Annotated in this window: 11 protein-coding genes, 14 tRNA genes and 1 rRNA gene; 4 read left to right on the forward strand and 22 right to left on the reverse strand. The window is 39.8% G+C overall.

Features of this window, described 5'->3' with window-relative positions:
• Window positions 1-53 precede the first annotated feature (53 nt).
• The 3 genes from P343_RS36055 to P343_RS37005 all read right to left on the reverse strand — a co-directional run bounded on the left by P343_RS36055 (window position 54) and on the right by P343_RS37005 (window position 1,571).
• On the reverse strand, window positions 54-248 hold the full coding sequence (locus P343_RS36055; RefSeq protein ID WP_152525333.1) for a hypothetical protein: 195 nt from the start codon (window positions 246-248) through the stop codon (window positions 54-56).
• Between the two features lie 319 nt (window positions 249-567).
• Window positions 568-1,173: a hypothetical protein gene (locus P343_RS36060; RefSeq protein WP_023511796.1), complete on the reverse strand. Its 606-nt coding sequence runs from the start codon at window positions 1,171-1,173 to the stop codon at window positions 568-570.
• A 107-nt stretch (window positions 1,174-1,280) separates the two neighbouring features.
• On the reverse strand, window positions 1,281-1,571 hold the full coding sequence (locus tag P343_RS37005; RefSeq protein WP_152525334.1) for a hypothetical protein: 291 nt from the start codon (window positions 1,569-1,571) through the stop codon (window positions 1,281-1,283).
• Between the two features lie 587 nt (window positions 1,572-2,158).
• Between P343_RS37005 and P343_RS36065 the strand changes: the two genes are divergently transcribed.
• A complete protein-coding gene (locus P343_RS36065) occupies window positions 2,159-2,449 on the forward strand; it encodes a bacteriocin immunity protein (RefSeq protein ID WP_023511797.1) in 291 nt (96 codons plus the stop codon).
• 1,535 nt (window positions 2,450-3,984) lie between these two features.
• On the opposite strand, the gene P343_RS36070 is transcribed toward P343_RS36065, so the two are convergent.
• The 15 genes from P343_RS36070 to P343_RS36520 form a co-directional block, all read right to left on the reverse strand.
• Window positions 3,985-4,512, reverse strand: a complete 528-nt coding sequence (locus P343_RS36070; protein WP_023511798.1) for a hypothetical protein — start codon at window positions 4,510-4,512, stop codon at window positions 3,985-3,987.
• 295 nt (window positions 4,513-4,807) lie between these two features.
• A tRNA-Leu gene (locus P343_RS36075) sits at window positions 4,808-4,889 on the reverse strand.
• Between the two features lie 39 nt (window positions 4,890-4,928).
• Window positions 4,929-5,002 (reverse strand) — tRNA-Cys (locus P343_RS36080).
• A 6-nt stretch (window positions 5,003-5,008) separates the two neighbouring features.
• Window positions 5,009-5,083: transfer RNA gene (locus P343_RS36085), tRNA-Gly, on the reverse strand.
• Between the two features lie 6 nt (window positions 5,084-5,089).
• A tRNA-Gln gene (locus P343_RS36090) sits at window positions 5,090-5,161 on the reverse strand.
• A 7-nt stretch (window positions 5,162-5,168) separates the two neighbouring features.
• Window positions 5,169-5,244, reverse strand: a tRNA-His gene (locus P343_RS36095).
• Between the two features lie 15 nt (window positions 5,245-5,259).
• Window positions 5,260-5,330, reverse strand: a tRNA-Trp gene (locus P343_RS36100).
• Window positions 5,331-5,342: 12 nt separating this feature from the next.
• Window positions 5,343-5,424: transfer RNA gene (locus tag P343_RS36105), tRNA-Tyr, on the reverse strand.
• Between the two features lie 58 nt (window positions 5,425-5,482).
• Window positions 5,483-5,555, reverse strand: a tRNA-Thr gene (locus P343_RS36110).
• A 9-nt stretch (window positions 5,556-5,564) separates the two neighbouring features.
• Window positions 5,565-5,640 (reverse strand) — tRNA-Phe (locus P343_RS36115).
• 50 nt (window positions 5,641-5,690) lie between these two features.
• Window positions 5,691-5,766, reverse strand: a tRNA-Asp gene (locus tag P343_RS36120).
• Window positions 5,767-5,770: 4 nt separating this feature from the next.
• Window positions 5,771-5,844, reverse strand: a tRNA-Met gene (locus P343_RS36125).
• 6 nt (window positions 5,845-5,850) lie between these two features.
• Window positions 5,851-5,926, reverse strand: a tRNA-Val gene (locus tag P343_RS36130).
• Between the two features lie 74 nt (window positions 5,927-6,000).
• A tRNA-Glu gene (locus tag P343_RS36135) sits at window positions 6,001-6,072 on the reverse strand.
• A gap of 179 nt (window positions 6,073-6,251) precedes the next feature.
• A complete protein-coding gene (locus tag P343_RS36520; protein ID WP_023511799.1) occupies window positions 6,252-8,417 on the reverse strand; it encodes a hybrid sensor histidine kinase/response regulator transcription factor in 2,166 nt (721 codons plus the stop codon).
• Between the two features lie 283 nt (window positions 8,418-8,700).
• Between P343_RS36520 and P343_RS36140 the strand changes: the two genes are divergently transcribed.
• Both P343_RS36140 and P343_RS36145 read left to right on the forward strand, forming a co-directional pair.
• Complete coding sequence (locus tag P343_RS36140) at window positions 8,701-10,041, forward strand: APC family permease (RefSeq protein ID WP_023511800.1); 1,341 nt, start codon at window positions 8,701-8,703, stop codon at window positions 10,039-10,041.
• A 24-nt stretch (window positions 10,042-10,065) separates the two neighbouring features.
• Window positions 10,066-10,827 (forward strand): SDR family NAD(P)-dependent oxidoreductase, encoded by a 762-nt coding sequence (locus P343_RS36145; RefSeq protein ID WP_023511801.1) that lies wholly within the window; start codon window positions 10,066-10,068, stop codon window positions 10,825-10,827.
• Window positions 10,828-10,986: 159 nt separating this feature from the next.
• Here the strand turns inward: P343_RS36145 and P343_RS36150 are convergent, their stop codons facing one another.
• Entirely contained in the window at window positions 10,987-11,217 is a 231-nt protein-coding gene (locus tag P343_RS36150; RefSeq protein ID WP_023511802.1) for a hypothetical protein, read from the reverse strand.
• 977 nt (window positions 11,218-12,194) lie between these two features.
• On the opposite strand from P343_RS36150, the gene P343_RS36155 reads away from it, so the two are divergent.
• Window positions 12,195-12,728, forward strand: a complete 534-nt coding sequence (locus tag P343_RS36155; protein WP_023511803.1) for a tyrosine-type recombinase/integrase — start codon at window positions 12,195-12,197, stop codon at window positions 12,726-12,728.
• A 428-nt stretch (window positions 12,729-13,156) separates the two neighbouring features.
• Here P343_RS36155 and P343_RS36160 read toward each other — a convergent pair whose 3' ends face one another.
• The 3 genes from P343_RS36160 to rrf all read right to left on the reverse strand — a co-directional run.
• Window positions 13,157-14,845 carry an ABC transporter ATP-binding protein gene (locus P343_RS36160; protein ID WP_023511804.1) on the reverse strand — a complete coding sequence of 563 codons (1,689 nt, stop codon included), beginning with the start codon at window positions 14,843-14,845 and terminating at the stop codon, window positions 13,157-13,159.
• A 250-nt stretch (window positions 14,846-15,095) separates the two neighbouring features.
• Window positions 15,096-15,184 (reverse strand) — tRNA-Ser (locus P343_RS36165).
• A 93-nt stretch (window positions 15,185-15,277) separates the two neighbouring features.
• A 5S ribosomal RNA gene (gene rrf, locus P343_RS36525) occupies window positions 15,278-15,363 on the reverse strand; the annotation flags it as partial.

Genomic DNA, 15,363 nt, shown 5'->3' on the forward strand with positions numbered 1-15,363 from the left:
GTGTACTCTTTTTCCAGAAAAAATCTTGAAGACTTCGCTATCCGCCAATAATTTTACTCAAGTACTTGACAAAGGGTAGAAAAAACCACCTGTTCAAAGACAACTTTTTCAGCATCTTGATCATGGATGGTATAATGACTTATTTTCCCCAAACAATAACATTCTTCCGTCCGTACCTCTCCATCAATGATCAACTCATTTTCTAATAGCTTAGGTATTCTAGGGCGAAGTACTTTTGATTTTTTCACGTTTGCCGCCACACTTCCTTCTTTTTCTGTTTCAAACGATTATGAATGTAATTAAAACTGATCCATGAGAGATGCACTCATATTTACTCTATTCGCCGATGACGAATTCTTCAATATATAGACTTATACGCTAAAACAACTCCTCTTCGTCATACTTATTTTTGCAACTTTTCCCTATTCTGTCCCTATAGTCGAAAAAATTATGGAAAAGACACTAATCGTCACGCTTCATGCGCCGATCAGTGTCTTCAAATTCTCCTATCTTGGACAATCAGAATTCGATTTATAAATTATCATTTTCATACTACGTATAAAATAATTACTTTTTTAATGCTGTTCCATGGAAATTACTGATTTCTTTATTGCTTGGTTTGCTAACGACAAGGATCTTCTTCCCATTACTCTCTGTCAGCTTCAAGGTTTGTGTCAGCTTCCCCCATACCTGAGTTCCATCGCGTCGCAGAGTAACATTTTTCAGTATCAATGTATTGTTTCTGATAACCGCTTCATTTAGTTTAACTGCCCCAATCAGTGCATTGGGGTAATAATTGTAATAAATATAGTTTTTAGTTATTGAAATTTCATATTGACTATGCTTTGATTTTTTGTTTAAAAACCATGATCCTTTAAAATCTTTGAAAGTTGCATAACGTGATTTAGAAAGGTCTTTGACATTGATATAACCTGAGGTTTTACCATAAGTCACAAAATAATATCCCTTTGTTGATTTATGTGTGAGGTAAAGTTTGCTGCCTGAAGGTAATGTCCGAATGACTTTTACCCCTTTTTTGTCCTTGTAAAGATGTGCGCCTTTTGTGGTGTAATAAGTGTTCTTATACGAAGCCGCCGACGCCGGTGTTGAAACGATTAATCCGAATAGCAAAACAGCCGCAAGCACAAGAAAAGAAACAAAACGCTTCTTCATTCTTTCAACTTTGTAAAAGAGTTACCATACTCTTGGTAAATCTCCACAGAACAGTGTAGCACACTATTTCGCGCGTGATTCCGCACATTGAATGCGTGGCTCCGCATTTATGAGACGCGATCACGCATTTTAACGTGGTACAGCAACGCAATAACCAGACAAATTAAAACAATGAATCCTGCCGATGTTCGATCATTAAATAGGTGTAACATAGAAATGTGTAGATTGCTCGATTGCATGCCAAAAGCAGGATGGTCTTTGTTAGCAGTAACAAGTAAAAAGTTCTTGGAAAGATGAATAAAGTAGTCCACACCGTGTGTGGTCAAATGGTTGTTGTCAATTATTACAAAAATAACACTCCATTTGTTCTTCGGTATAGGTCTGCTGTTTACCCCCATTTTTGCTTGCACACGACCCGAGTTAAGCGATCACCGGTCAGTAGTTTCTTTTATTTTAAAGATATTATTGGTTTGCAGATGAGCAATCAAAATATGTTTAATTAAGATTAATCATGGATACAATGATATTGCTTTCCCCAATATCCTAAGTCTTCTTGCTGTTACCCCATGCTAAGGCGTGGGAATTTTTTTTTGTATCGCAACATAACATATAAATATATAGTTGCCCCCAAGTCTTACTCAGCACCCCGTACCGAAAAGTATGGGGTTTATTAATCGAGTAGGAGGAGAAATTCTCCGACTTCTCACACCACCGTACGTACGGTTCGTATACATAAATTGTCGTGGTTTTATTTATATATCTTTAATTCGACTCCTATAAAAATCACGATTAGTTGGCAGTTTCCATCTTTAGCCTCTAAAATCCCCATGCCTTTTCAGGCTTTCAGATGGATCAAATGGTTAAAGCTGACACAAAGTTCATGCACAGGTATATAATGAGGACACATATGATGAACCGCACGCTATATTACTTCAAAAACGTATCGCCGAGTACGGACAAATCCTAAACAAAGAGATGAACAGGCTTGAAGGCAGACAAGCGGACAGCAAAAGCAATTGAATTACTAAACTGGATTGAAGGGAAATGCGACCCTAGCCAGCACCAACCGTTAATTGATCTTTTTCATGATTACAAGCGACAATTGAACACCAATGACAACAAAACAACGATTTTGGCCCATTTTACAAGCGACCTTTCCGCATGTATTTTAGAAAATCATTTAAAAGCTCCGAAAGAAATCAGTGATCTCATCCAGGCGTTTAGCAAACTTATTCATAAGGATCTATCCATTCAGCTTACCGAGTGGCTGCTCTAATTCTTATCAAAAAACTGCACAGTTGAACCCCCAGATGTGAGCGTTTATGTTCCATTTCTGGAGGGTCTCTTTTATTATAATCTATTGGATAAATTTTTAAGTGCAATCTAATTCCTGATAATGAGGCACAATCCACGCTTCATAATTAGCGTAATCCCTTGTAACATCCTGTAGACGAATTTGGTGATTTCTTATTTGATATAGTCCCATAAGAAGTATAATAAAGCAATTTGACCCCTTTATTCACTATATGCCTTTCAAGGTTTTTAATGGTATGTTGAGTTAGAGTAATCGAGTTTGGATTTGATCAAGGGATTTGATACTTTTAATCAATGCTTGGAAAGCGATCGAAGATCTACTATAAATTATAGATCCTATTGTTTTTTAGTGTTTTTCTAAATGCTTTTCTAAATGCTTTTCTAAATAATCTAATGTCCGAACAATTATCTCATGTGTTCTATCATTGTCATTAAAGAGATCAAAAGCGTGTTGACCCGTTGGATGATTTAATAGATCAATCATCAAATTATGAGCTAATGCTTCTCTTACAAATTTATCAAGGGATTTTCCAAATCAACAATTGAATGATTGCATGAAATTGCAATAACTGTGTATAATAATATTAGATCAAGGCAAAATAAATCCGCCAGCGCTGCGAACACTGACGGCATGGCAATATCCGCGTAGAGCGGATGCAGTGCTTATAACTGAATTACTTATTCACGGTAATCCGTCTCAGCTCCTGCAAGAGCATATGAGGCGGATTATTTCTTTCTATCTGACAGCATCAAGATAGGCACTCCAAAACTTATCATAAGTGTCATGGCTTGAAATACTGTCATTGGCGTCACCCCCTTTCAGAGGGCGTCACCGCATCCGCTCATATGCGTCATCTATTCCTGTCTGTAATTATCTCATAGGATGTACACTTGGTACCTCGAGTTATCAGTGAAAATAAAGTTGTCCGATACGTTTTCCATGGGCTGATTTATAACATTATCCAACAAGCTTGTATCTTTAATCCGATTTCTTTGTTTGGAAAATATAGATTTGTTCAAGATAGATCACTTGGTTCTTTAATATACGATCTGTATACACGATCAAGCAAAAACCAATCCTCTGAACGCACCAAAAGAAGTCAGCACGTTGACTGATTCAAAGCACTGATTTTTCCCAATCTGATGAGATTTAGCAAAAGGATTCATCCATATTCTTTTCAGCCGAACCAATATCAGCTGCTTGTATACTGTTTTTGGCTATGGAGCATCGGAAAATGTCTGAATCGTTGCTATACAATCAAGACCAAAACAGGGATTAATAAGCCCATCAAACATTTTAACAACCAATGATCGGGCAGTCCCATCACACCAGGCAGGTCAAAAAGTGTTCGATGCCAAAACATAATCAACACAGTGTGGTGTCCCCTAAGAACAAGCCAATGAAAAAATTTTCGTTCACTCATTATTTGTGAGACTAATATAACCCCAAAGCATAAAACCAGCTAAGCTAACACTTTGGATAGTTCAATCTGCGTGCTAACTATGCCACACATCTTTAAAATAGTCGGATAATACACCTTCTCCTTTAAATCTATCCTCAAGAACAGATTGCACCTGATAAAATTCATCTTTAAGTTTTCCCTCAGTATAAGTGAAGGACGCTAAATACGAATATCTATACACTGGTTCATCCGGGCATAATTCATAAGCACGTTTTAACATCGAAATACCTTTTTGTTCCCAATGTTCGTAGTCACCGAAGTAATATGGGAACAGCGAAATCATATAACCAAAACACCAAAGAAAATCCTCATTTGTCATAAAATTAGCCAACCCAAAATGCGTAACTTCATTTAACACATTCTCTAACTCATCAAGATCTACATTTTTAATCCCAAGAGGTCCCCTTTCGACTAAAACATACCAGCAAAAAAAACCTAGTCTAATAATAACTTTTAAGTCATTGGGATTTTGCTGCCAATTCTTTATTAGGAGCGATTTTGCTTCATTCCATCTTTCTTTACTTTCTAATGCATCAACTTCCGTCCATCGCCAGTCAATCACAGTGGTTCACCACCAATCTTGAATATTTACTAACCTTAATTGACAAGACTTAGGCAATTAAATTTTGAAGAACGTTAACTTTCATAGGTATCTGTCATTTCAAATATAAATGAAGACAGGCAGTAAAGATATTTGATGAACTACTTGGTGCTTGTGTAAAAAATGTGTAAAACGATTAAAAAAATTTCGTTTTCTATCGTATTCTCAGAAAACGAAAAAAGCTCATAAATCCCTATACATTAAGGATTTACAAGCTCTTCTCAAGGTTCTAACACTACGTATCTGAACCTAGTAATACCGGTGGTCGGGGTCGAACCGACACTCCCGAAGGAACACGATTTTGAGTCGTGCGCGTCTGCCAATTCCGCCACACCGGCACAATACAATAATAATGGCAGAAAGAATAAGTATTTAAATGGAGGCGACACCCGGAATCGAACCGGGGATAAGGGTTTTGCAGACCCGTGCCTTACCGCTTGGCTATGCCGCCATAATTTGGAGCGGAAGACGGGATTCAAACCCGCGACCCCCACCATGGCAAGGTGATGTTCTATCACTGAACTACTTCCGCATTTAATTGGCCCAGCTGGATTCGAACCAGCGCATCACGGCACCAAAAGCCGTTGCCTTACCGCTTGGCCATGGGCCAAAATTTATGGGGCGGATAGTGGGGATCGAACCCACGCATGCCGGAACCACAATCCGGTGTGTTAACCACTTCACCATAACCGCCATAATGATTAAAAACAGGGGTAGTAGGAATTGAACCCACACTGGAGGTTTTGGAGACCTCTGTTCTACCTTTAAACTATACCCCTATATTATGTAAATGGAGGGAGAAGGATTCGAACCTTCGAACCCGTAGGGAACGGATTTACAGTCCGTCGCGTTTAGCCTCTTCGCTATCCCTCCATAATAATAAAAGAAATAAGGAATAGATATTGGCATCTATTGTATAAAATAAAAATAATGCCGATCAGAGGACTTGAACCCCCAACCTACTGATTACAAGTCAGTTGCTCTACCAATTGAGCTAGATCGGCACGAACAAATGGTGGCTCGAGGCGGAATCGAACCACCGACACGAGGATTTTCAGTCCTCTGCTCTACCGACTGAGCTATCGAGCCATTATGTAAAATTAAAAATAAAACATTATGTTTTAAACAAAAAAATAAAATGGCGGATCCGAGCGGATTTGAACCGCCGATCTCCTGCGTGACAGGCAGGCATGTTAACCCCTACACCACGGATCCATTATTGCGGGGGCAGGATTTGAACCTACGACCTTCGGGTTATGAGCCCGACGAGCTACCAGACTGCTCCACCCCGCGATGATATGGTGGAGGATATAGGGCTCGAACCTATGACCCTCTGCTTGTAAGGCAGACGCTCTCCCAGCTGAGCTAATCCTCCATATAATTTTGAATAAGCCATCAAAACAACCATTACATTGTACTACATGGCTTATAAAAAATCAAGTAAAACAATGACCCGTACGGGATTCGAACCCATGAACCCACCGTGAAAGGGTGGTGTCTTAACCACTTGACGAACGGGCCAAAAAAGCATTTGTCGTAACATCTTGCCGCCGACTTTTAAAATATTATCATCAATCAACTAAAAACGCAAGTGTTTTTTGCAAATTAATTTATTTTATTTTAGAACTCCTCTAGTATAACCTATTTTGGACGATTAATAAATTCACTATAGTTAACGCTCACCGAAAAGTGCATCGCATTCATATAAGCCCCTCTTCCATCACCTTGTTCATTGCTTCAGAACGATTGGTAACAAACAATTTAGAATAGATCGTTGAAACATAGTTCTTAACCGTACCTTTTGATAATCCTACAATTTCCGCAATATCGGCATAGGTCAGTCCTTTAACTAAATGACCAAGAATTTCGGTTTCTCTTGCCGAAAGATCATATGATTGACGTTTCGCCTCAGCGTCTACTCGTTCTTCCTCCCCATTCAGAACAAGTGACTGCGCAAGATTTTGTGACAGAAGCGTACCACCCCGATAAATAAGTCGTATGCTCTGTGCGAGTTGCTGCGGGCTGATTGATTTTAATAGATAGCCCTCGGCGCCGTATGCGATCACTTCCTTCGCATAATCCAGATTTGAGAAAGTCGTCAGCATAATCACTTTTACACTTGGCATTTTTTCTTTCAACTTTTTAAGAACATCTATGCCGCTCATTTTAGGCAGTTGAATATCAAGCAAAATGATATCCGGTTCTTCTTTTAAGCTGACCTCAATGGCTTCCTCTCCATCACTGGCCATGCCTGCGATCACAAAATCTTCTTCATAGTCGAGCAGCGCACTCAGACTCTCGCGAATCAGAACCTGATCATCAACAATAAGCAGCCTGATTTTTGCGCGACTTAGAGCGCCTTGTAGAGGAACAGAACAGGATAGCGTTACTCCGGCGTCCTGATCATTTTTTTCAACAGTCAGCGCGCCATTAAGTGCCTCTAGACGTGCCTTCATTCCCCTTAAGCCAAAACCAAACGTTATCGGATCTTTGGATACACCATTATCACTAATGGTCAATGAAACGCGGCGATCGTCTGTCACAAGCCGCACAACAACAGATGTCGCTTTACCGTGACGGATCGAGTTAGTGAGTGCTTCCTGTAAACAGCGCACAAAAGTCAGCTTCACCTGATCCAGAGTATCAATCGCTTTGTCTGGGTGATGAAAAATGATGCTCATCTCTGTTGATAATTGAAACTCTTCGATGATTTTGCTTAGGCCAGCAGTCAAACTTTGGTCGTTGTAATCAATCGCCGATAGTATATGAACACTTCTTCGAACATCTTCAAGCGACTCCCGTGCAATTTGAGAGAGCTGCCCCATTTTCTCTCTTGCCTCGTCTGGATGCACATCGAAAAGACGCTGAATCACATCCATCCCCATGATCAAGGAAGTCAGGCGGTGACCGATCGTATCATGCCATTCTCGCGCAAGACGCGCACGTTCCTCATTCACAGTCAGCCGTTCCACTTGTTTTGCATAGGCGGTCAGCTGTTCGTTTTGCTTCATGATGTGCGCGATTTGTTCCTTATTTTCCGATAAAAGCTGTTTATATTTTTCAGCGAGCTGCATCAGCCGGGCCATATAATTAAACTTTTTGTTGATGTCCCCAATATCCCCTTTTCTGTTTTCCTCAAGCAAATACTGGCCAGACCCGAGACTCGCCTGATGAATGGCTGTGAAGATTTTCTTAACCGGCTGAAGCATCCGTTTCATGACCAAATACTGAGTAATCAGTACCACCAGCAGAACGATTGCTGTCAAAAACAATGACAGCATTAAAAGGCTGTTCTGCGCCTTTTTAATAATGCTGGCATCCATGTCAACACCGAAATATGCATAAACATGATGCGAACTGTCGAATACCGGATACAAAACGGTCACCCATGTTCCATAACGATCCGTGTAAACGCCTGTCTTAATCATTGTTTTCTCTCGCGTGAGCTTCTTAATTGCTTCGATAACTTCCTGAGGCTGTCTGTACTGCATACCTGGGAGAAGTGTCCCATTTTCCGCTTCGATCAGTTTTGTTGGCATCGCCAAAACTTTGGTTTCATCGCCATTTGTGATTTTTGTATTGAAAATATACGCTTGTCCAACGTCTGAATTATTTTCCGCAATAATGGATAGTTGTCTCGTTAACCTTTTCTGAGCAGGAGCATTCAGATCAGGATTCTGATCCGCACGCCTGATATCTTCGGGATTCAGCCGGTCAAAGGCTAAATCAGTGAAGTAGGCAGACTGTTCCTGAATATTTTTCAAAATCATGCGCCCTTGAATTTCATAGGAAACGAATGTGAGAACAAGCGCAATGATCACAATATTCAGACAAGAAATGAACATATATTTGGACAAATAGGGCATCTAAGCATTCTCCCGCCTCAAAAAAATCTGTTTCTTTGCATTATACATGATTTTCCCTTTTTCGACTCTGGGAAAGTGTACCGCACTGATGATTTTCACCTCATAAAAAATCAGACATGCCGACCGTCACGTGATGGCCGGCACTCCCTCAATTGGCATTTGAAATGTTATTAATATTCTAAACAATTGCTCGCTTAACTCACATGTAAAAAGGAGGAGTGGAGTCTACCTATGGGGTTCATGCCGAGCACAAATCAATCAAATAATAAGGAGGATGTTCACAGTGAACACAGACAATCAGTTCAAACGTGTCCTTTCTTTAAAACAGTTAACGATCTACGGGATGGTGATGATGGCACCGCTCGCGCCGTTCCAAGTATACGGATTAGTTGCGAAGACGAGTTTCAACATGGTGGCGCTCGTTTACCTAATAGGAGCCGTCCTGATGTTCTTTACCGCGATGAGTTACGCACAAATGAGTAAAGCCTTTCCTTATGCCGGCTCTGTTTATAATTATGTACAGAAGGGACTGAACCCGCACATCGGATTTGTCTCCGGATGGATTTTATTGTCCGATTACATCCTAGCGCCTGCACTGGTTTGCGTGTTTGCCGGCATGTGGATGTCCAGTCTCGTTCCAGCGATACCGCCGCTCGTTTGGGCTTTTATTTTCATCATTATTAATACGTTTATCAACATCATCGGTATCGAAATGAACGCCAAAGTGAATCAATGGTTGTTCTGGCTGCAAATCGCTTCCCTCATTGCATTTGTCCTGCTTGCAGTGAAGTTTGTTTTTATCGATGGGCATGGCGCAGGCGGATTCTCGTTAACTCCACTCATCCAGCCTGAACATGTAGACTTCAGATTTGCAGCATCTGCGGTTTCAATAATCGTACTCGGATTCATTGGTTTTGACGGGATCAGCACACTGGCTGAAGAAGCAAAGGATCCAGAAAAAAACGTAGGAAAAGCGACGGTCTTATCACTCGTCATTACAGCAATTCTCTTCCTGCTTCAATCCTATATGGCCGGTCTCGTCCATCCAAATGCACAGAACCTTGATGAAGGAATGGCTCTGTTCGATATTGTCCGTGAAGTTGGCGGATACGGCCTTTATGTGGCGCTTATTATCATCAATGTACTTGCAGTAGGTATTGCCGTTACGCTAAACGTCCAGTCGGCCGTATCACGAATCATTTTTGCGATGGGCAGAGACAACTTTCTTCCGGGTTCTGCTTTTCTTGGCAGATTGCATCCAAAATTTAAGACACCTGTATATGCCACACTGCTTTCAGCACTCGTATCCGCACTGGTTGCTGCTTTCGTTCCGTTGAACTCAATTGTCATGCTTGTTAACTTTGGCGCAATTACGTCATTTACCATTCTGAACTTCACTGTCTTCATTTATTTTTACATCAAACAGAAACAACGCGATCTGAAAAGCACAATCTTCTATCTCCTCTTTCCACTTATCGGTTGTTGCGTCTGTCTGTATGTTTGGACAGGTTTTGAAAAGGTAACTTATATCGTCGGTTTCAGCTGGCTTCTCATTGGCGTATTGATCGGTTTTGTTAAATCAAAAGGATACCGGATCGCCGGACCTACTCTTGAAGATATTTAAGTTTGAATTATTGGAGGAAATAAGATGAAATTATTAGGAAAAACAGCCATCGTTACCGGGGGTGCAAGAGGAATCGGTGAAGCGATTGTTCGTGAGTTTGTTGCAGAGGGCGCACATGTCGTCATTGCCGATCTACTAGAGTCAGGTGAAGATCTGGCTGCCGAACTCAGTACAGAAGATATAAAAGTGCTTTATCGAAAAACAGATGTCTCTTCAACGGATCATGTTAAAGATTTGGTTCACTTTGCATTAGATTCACTAGGGAGCATTGATATACTCGTCAACAATGCAGCGGTGAATATTCCGGGCTCGGTTGTAGAACTCGATGAAGAGTCGTGGGATAAAACGATGCGCATTAATGTAAAATCGCAATTTCTGATGGGCAAGTATGTGATTCCGGAAATGCAGCGCCAAGGCGGAGGAGTTGTTGTCAACATGGCGTCAGCGAACAGTTTTGTCGCTGAACCTCGATTGTCTGCCTACGTTGCTTCCAAAGGAGCAATTCATATGCTGACAAAGGCTATGGCGTTGGATTACGCACGGGACCATATTCGCGTTAATTGTATTTGTCCGGGATGGGTGGACACCACATTCAATGATGCTCATGCGGAGCTTTATGGAGGACGAGAAAAGGTTCTGGAGGGCCTTGGAGATGTCCAGATCATCGGGCGCCCGATTCAGCCTCGGGAAATTGCACGCACTGCTGTATTCCTTGCTTCTGATGACTCTTCCGCTTTCACTGGAGGCGCGCTGCTCGCAGACGGCGGGATTACAGCCGGTATATAATTCTATGTAATCTAGAAACAAAAAAAACGACCAAGTGCGGTCGTTTTTTGTTTCACCAAATCCTGCTCTTAATTTAATGTCCATTATGTATGTCGAATTATGTGAGTTTAGACGAATTAATAGCAGATTTACATTCATCAAGGAATAGAGAGTCTTTTGTCATTTTTCCGGATCTTCTGGAATTGAATGGTAGAGATTCACATTGTCACTCATCATTTGCACACGCAAATAGGTATGGTCGTCAATGACACAGTACCTTTTGCCGTTAACTTCAATAATGTCTCCTTTATAGTAGTGCCTGTGGTTGCATTCAATGTCTTTCTGATCTACCTTATACCAGGTTGAATGCCTCCGATCCAAAAATTTAATAATTATCATCTTTCGTATCAATAGGAAAGCCCCCGTTACTTTATGCATTCTAAAATTTAACCATAGGCTTTTATGATCTCGATCATGATGTCTTGAACTGATTAATTAACAACTGAAGTTTTTCTGCCATATTTGAAAGAATTTCGGCGCTTGCTGCCACTTGCTCCAATTTTTATTCGTTTATACAATTCAAGTAGATGTTTCCAGCTGATATCAACGGCCACAATGCCTTTTTCATCTTTTGTCGTTCGAGCAATACTAACAACTTATTGATTCGACACAATTGATTGATAGGGCTGAGTGATCACGATCACCCCTGGATTTTCCATCGCTTCCTTATACCAGGCCGTGTACGTGGGTTATAACCATTAGGAAATTTATATTTCGAGGGTTGTGACAATGAAGTTCCATTGGTACCAGAGGCATAAGCTCTTGAAATGTTAGCATCGGTCATTAAATGATCTTTTAATGTGCTGTCAATAAAACGTTTTGTGTTTTCTTTGTTTGTGTCAATTTGCTGTCCAGATATTCTGCTTGCAAAATAATTAACGCCCTTTTCTTCTCACTCTATAAGAACGGTCACAACCGTATTTACTATATTTATGCTATTCCTTGCACTACGGTCCAATTGATCAATAACTGCGAATTTTGCGTTCAAATAGGAAAACACACCCACAATGATGACAGGCACAAGCACAATGAGGATCATAGACGAAATCAAGAATGTTTTTAGACTAATCTCAGATAATTTTATCCGTTTCCTCCTAACTCCCTTTCAATAATTTTTTGAGCATAAATCAATAGAATTTCTCAATTAAAAAATGATTTTTTCAGTTCCATTTCACCTCTTTGTGACGCCAATTTATACCCTGATTAGGCTACATTATCGCTAGAACGTATATGGTAATTTGTGGAATTATTCAATAAATCTACAAACGCTTACATCTTTCATGTAAAATAATTCCTAGCTTGTTACATTTTTGAAAGGGAGAACTAATATGACAAGTATGCCAATTAAGGATTTAAATAAGATAAATGACATGTTTGAGGCATTAGGAAGCAGACAAAACGGTTATGTCTATACCCTTTATCTTGAATTTGCTTTATCTACAGCACTTAGAGTTTCAGACATCCTTTCTCTTCGAAAAAAAAATATTAATAATGGATATGTTCATCTGCGAACAATGAAGACGGGGCTTGAACGTGTCATCGTTCTTAATGATAATTGCCGGAGAAGAATGGAAGATTACTTGCGTGGAAAAAATGAAAACGATCTTATCTTTCCTTTTAAACGTCAATGGGTACATAAATTATTGAAATGGGCGGCGGACTACGCAGGTCTTGACCCAAAATATATAAGCTGTCACACGACAAGAAAAACCGCAGCTTACCGCTTCTATATAGACAGCAATCACGACATTATGAAGACAATGTATTTTTTAGGTCATCGATCTCCTAAAGAAACCCGGTTCTATCTAGGTATAAATGATGAAGAAGTGAATCATCAACTGATAAGTATGTCATGGCGGTAAATAGTTGATTATGAGAAACTAAACCAATAATTAGTGGAAAAATGTCCCTTATTAACCGATAAATCAGTTACGAGATTGAATATCGTTAAATTTTTCCACTCTATGAATTGCTTCTATTCTTTATAAATATGCCTTGTGGTTACTCGCTACCCTACTTTTATACCCATCAGTTTACATTCTAGCGAAAATGTAGCCTATAAAACCCAATCCTATCAACGTATTTACTCAATTTACATTACCTCGCCACGGTAGCTACTATTGGGATCCACCTTTTCCCATTTTAGATTCGTTATCCTCAAAAATTGAACAAATTAAAGCGGCTATTGAAAATAATCTATCATTATTATCACAAGAAAAACAAGCCCCTTGCGTATCATTTGCACGTAAGGGACTTGATCTTTGTTACTATCGATTCATTATGTTTAATCTTATTTTCTTAAGTGAGCGTAATATAGTTCATGAAAATAGGGATTGGTTTCTAAAAGAGTAGGAAAGTCTCCCTGTCCGATAATCTCACCATTTTTAAATGCAATAATCCTTTTGAAATTCCTTATTATGTTTAAACGATGCGCGATGACAATGACTGTTTTGTCATGCAGAAGTTCCGCTAATTGAGCCATAACAGATTCTTCAGTGAGGTTATCCATCGCAGAGGTTGCCTCATCTAGGATGATTAACTTTGCGTCTGAAAACCATAGTCTCGCCAGCGCCAATCTCTGCCTCTCTCCGCCGGAAAGTGCTTGTCCCCTTTCACCAAGTTCAGTATCAAGCCCTTTCTCAAGTTTATGATATAGTTCATTGAGCCCGACCTTGTTAAGTATCTTAATTATTTTTTTGTCCTCAACAACACGATCAAACACAATATTTTCTCTTAAGGTACCATCAAAGACAGGTGATTCCTGGGGAACATAGGCAATTTGATCATAGTAACTGTTTAGACTTATGGAGGAGAAGCTGTAACCGTCGACGAGAATCTCACCGCCATCTGGTTTTAACAGCCCCACCAGCAACTTCACGATTGTTGACTTTCCAGACCCACTCTCACCAACAAAAGCTACGGATTCGCCCTTTTTGATTGATAAATTCAAGTTCTTAACTATTGTTCTATTGCCATAATTAAATCGGAGCTGATGAAACGAGATATTGCCATTTATTAAGCTGACAGGTGTTCCATGGGTAAGCTGTTTATCGTCCGGTGAATCAAGAAATTCCTCATATCGTTTGAATGCGGTTTTGTCCAACTTGTATTGTACGAACAAGACATTGAATATGGCAATCGGTGTATAAGCATGATCAACCAGGGAAATTAATGCGACAATCGCACCGATACTTAAAGAACCTGTTATCCAGCCAAACATAATGATCGCGATCTTAACAAAAATGATCAATAAAGCAAAAATCGCAAAGAACGCTTCATGAATAAGCGTCATTTTGACCTTTGCTGTGACGATCTCATCCTTTGCCTCGCGCGCTTTCTTAAGCTCATCATTAAATCTCTTATTTAAGCGAAAGATGACCATTTCCATAAACCCGCGAACCAGAAAATGATTTAGTTTCTCTTCGTTTGTGAGGATACGCTCCTTGATCCGATACAATACTTTTAAAAGTAAATTCGTGATTGTGAATACAACAATATAACCAGCCAGTATCGTCAGCATAACCATTTTGTTTATTGTTAATATAAAGATCATGCTGAAAATGATTGACGGAATGATATCCCTCACAAGAGTAAACGCAAAATCAAATAGTATACCTTTTCCTGCTGCCGCACCATTCTCTATTCTTTGAATCAGTTTGCCTGTTCCTATTGTCTGATAAACTAAATAATCTATTTTGTTAATTTTGTGGAGAGCCATCAACTTCAAGTTAAGATAAATCCCATGCTCAAGTTTGCGGCCAGGGTATTCGTCTACATAACTTAAAACGCTTAACAAGATCAACAAAGTTCCATATATAGCAATGAGCCCTATGGATAAGGATCCATCATTAAATTTATCTATTAACTTCTGAAAATAAGTTGCGCTATAATTGTTCAGGAATGCCAATACGATACCCAAAAAAAGATAACTACTGACCATTAACTTATTATTTTTCATTAATTTTTTTAAATGTTTCATAACTGTACGCCCCTAAAATTTTTTTGTTTTCGGGATTCAGTACAGTTGAGCCTGTCAGCAAATAACGATATGCTCAGTACAATCTGCCGACAAGTTCGTCAACTGTACTGAGCAGTTATCTCGAATAAAGCGCATTTTGCGTTCACATCCTCTTCAAGATTATTTACATAATCTTTACTGAGAAATTATACCGCAATTAAATTAAAAAAAGCCATGTGCAGATTTTAATCTACACATGACTTTTTCTCGACGGAGAGCGAGGGATTCGAACCCTCGAGACGGCCTTAACCGTCTACACGATTTCCAATCGTGCTCCTTCGGCCACTCGGACAGCTCTCCAAAAAGCCTCACGGCATCTCATTATTGCTCCACGTTAGTATAATATGGAGTTTGTTAAGAGATGCCGCGAAGCACAATCAATATTAAAATATTGCCTGGCAGTGACCTACTCTCACAGGGGGACAGCCCCCAATTACCATCGGCACAGAAGAGCTTAACGGCCGTGTTCGGGATGGGAA

The sequence above is a fragment of the Sporolactobacillus laevolacticus DSM 442 genome, from assembly GCF_000497245.1.
In the GTDB taxonomy this organism is placed as follows: domain Bacteria; phylum Bacillota; class Bacilli; order Bacillales; family Sporolactobacillaceae; genus Sporolactobacillus; species Sporolactobacillus laevolacticus.

Bases quoted from the DNA above. Each gene is read 5' to 3' on its own strand.
- P343_RS36060 (WP_023511796.1), bottom strand. From the start codon at position 1,173: ATGAAGAAGCGTTTTGTTTCTTTTCTTGTGCTTGCGGCTGTTTTGCTA.
- P343_RS37005 (WP_152525334.1), bottom strand. From the start codon at position 1,571: ATGGGGGTAAACAGCAGACCTATACCGAAGAACAAATGGAGTGTTATT.
- P343_RS36520 (WP_023511799.1), bottom strand. From the start codon at position 8,417: ATGCCCTATTTGTCCAAATATATGTTCATTTCTTGTCTGAATATTGTG.
- P343_RS36145 (WP_023511801.1), top strand. From the start codon at position 10,066: ATGAAATTATTAGGAAAAACAGCCATCGTTACCGGGGGTGCAAGAGGA.
- P343_RS36155 (WP_023511803.1), top strand. From the start codon at position 12,195: ATGACAAGTATGCCAATTAAGGATTTAAATAAGATAAATGACATGTTT.
- P343_RS36160 (WP_023511804.1), bottom strand. From the start codon at position 14,845: ATGAAACATTTAAAAAAATTAATGAAAAATAATAAGTTAATGGTCAGT.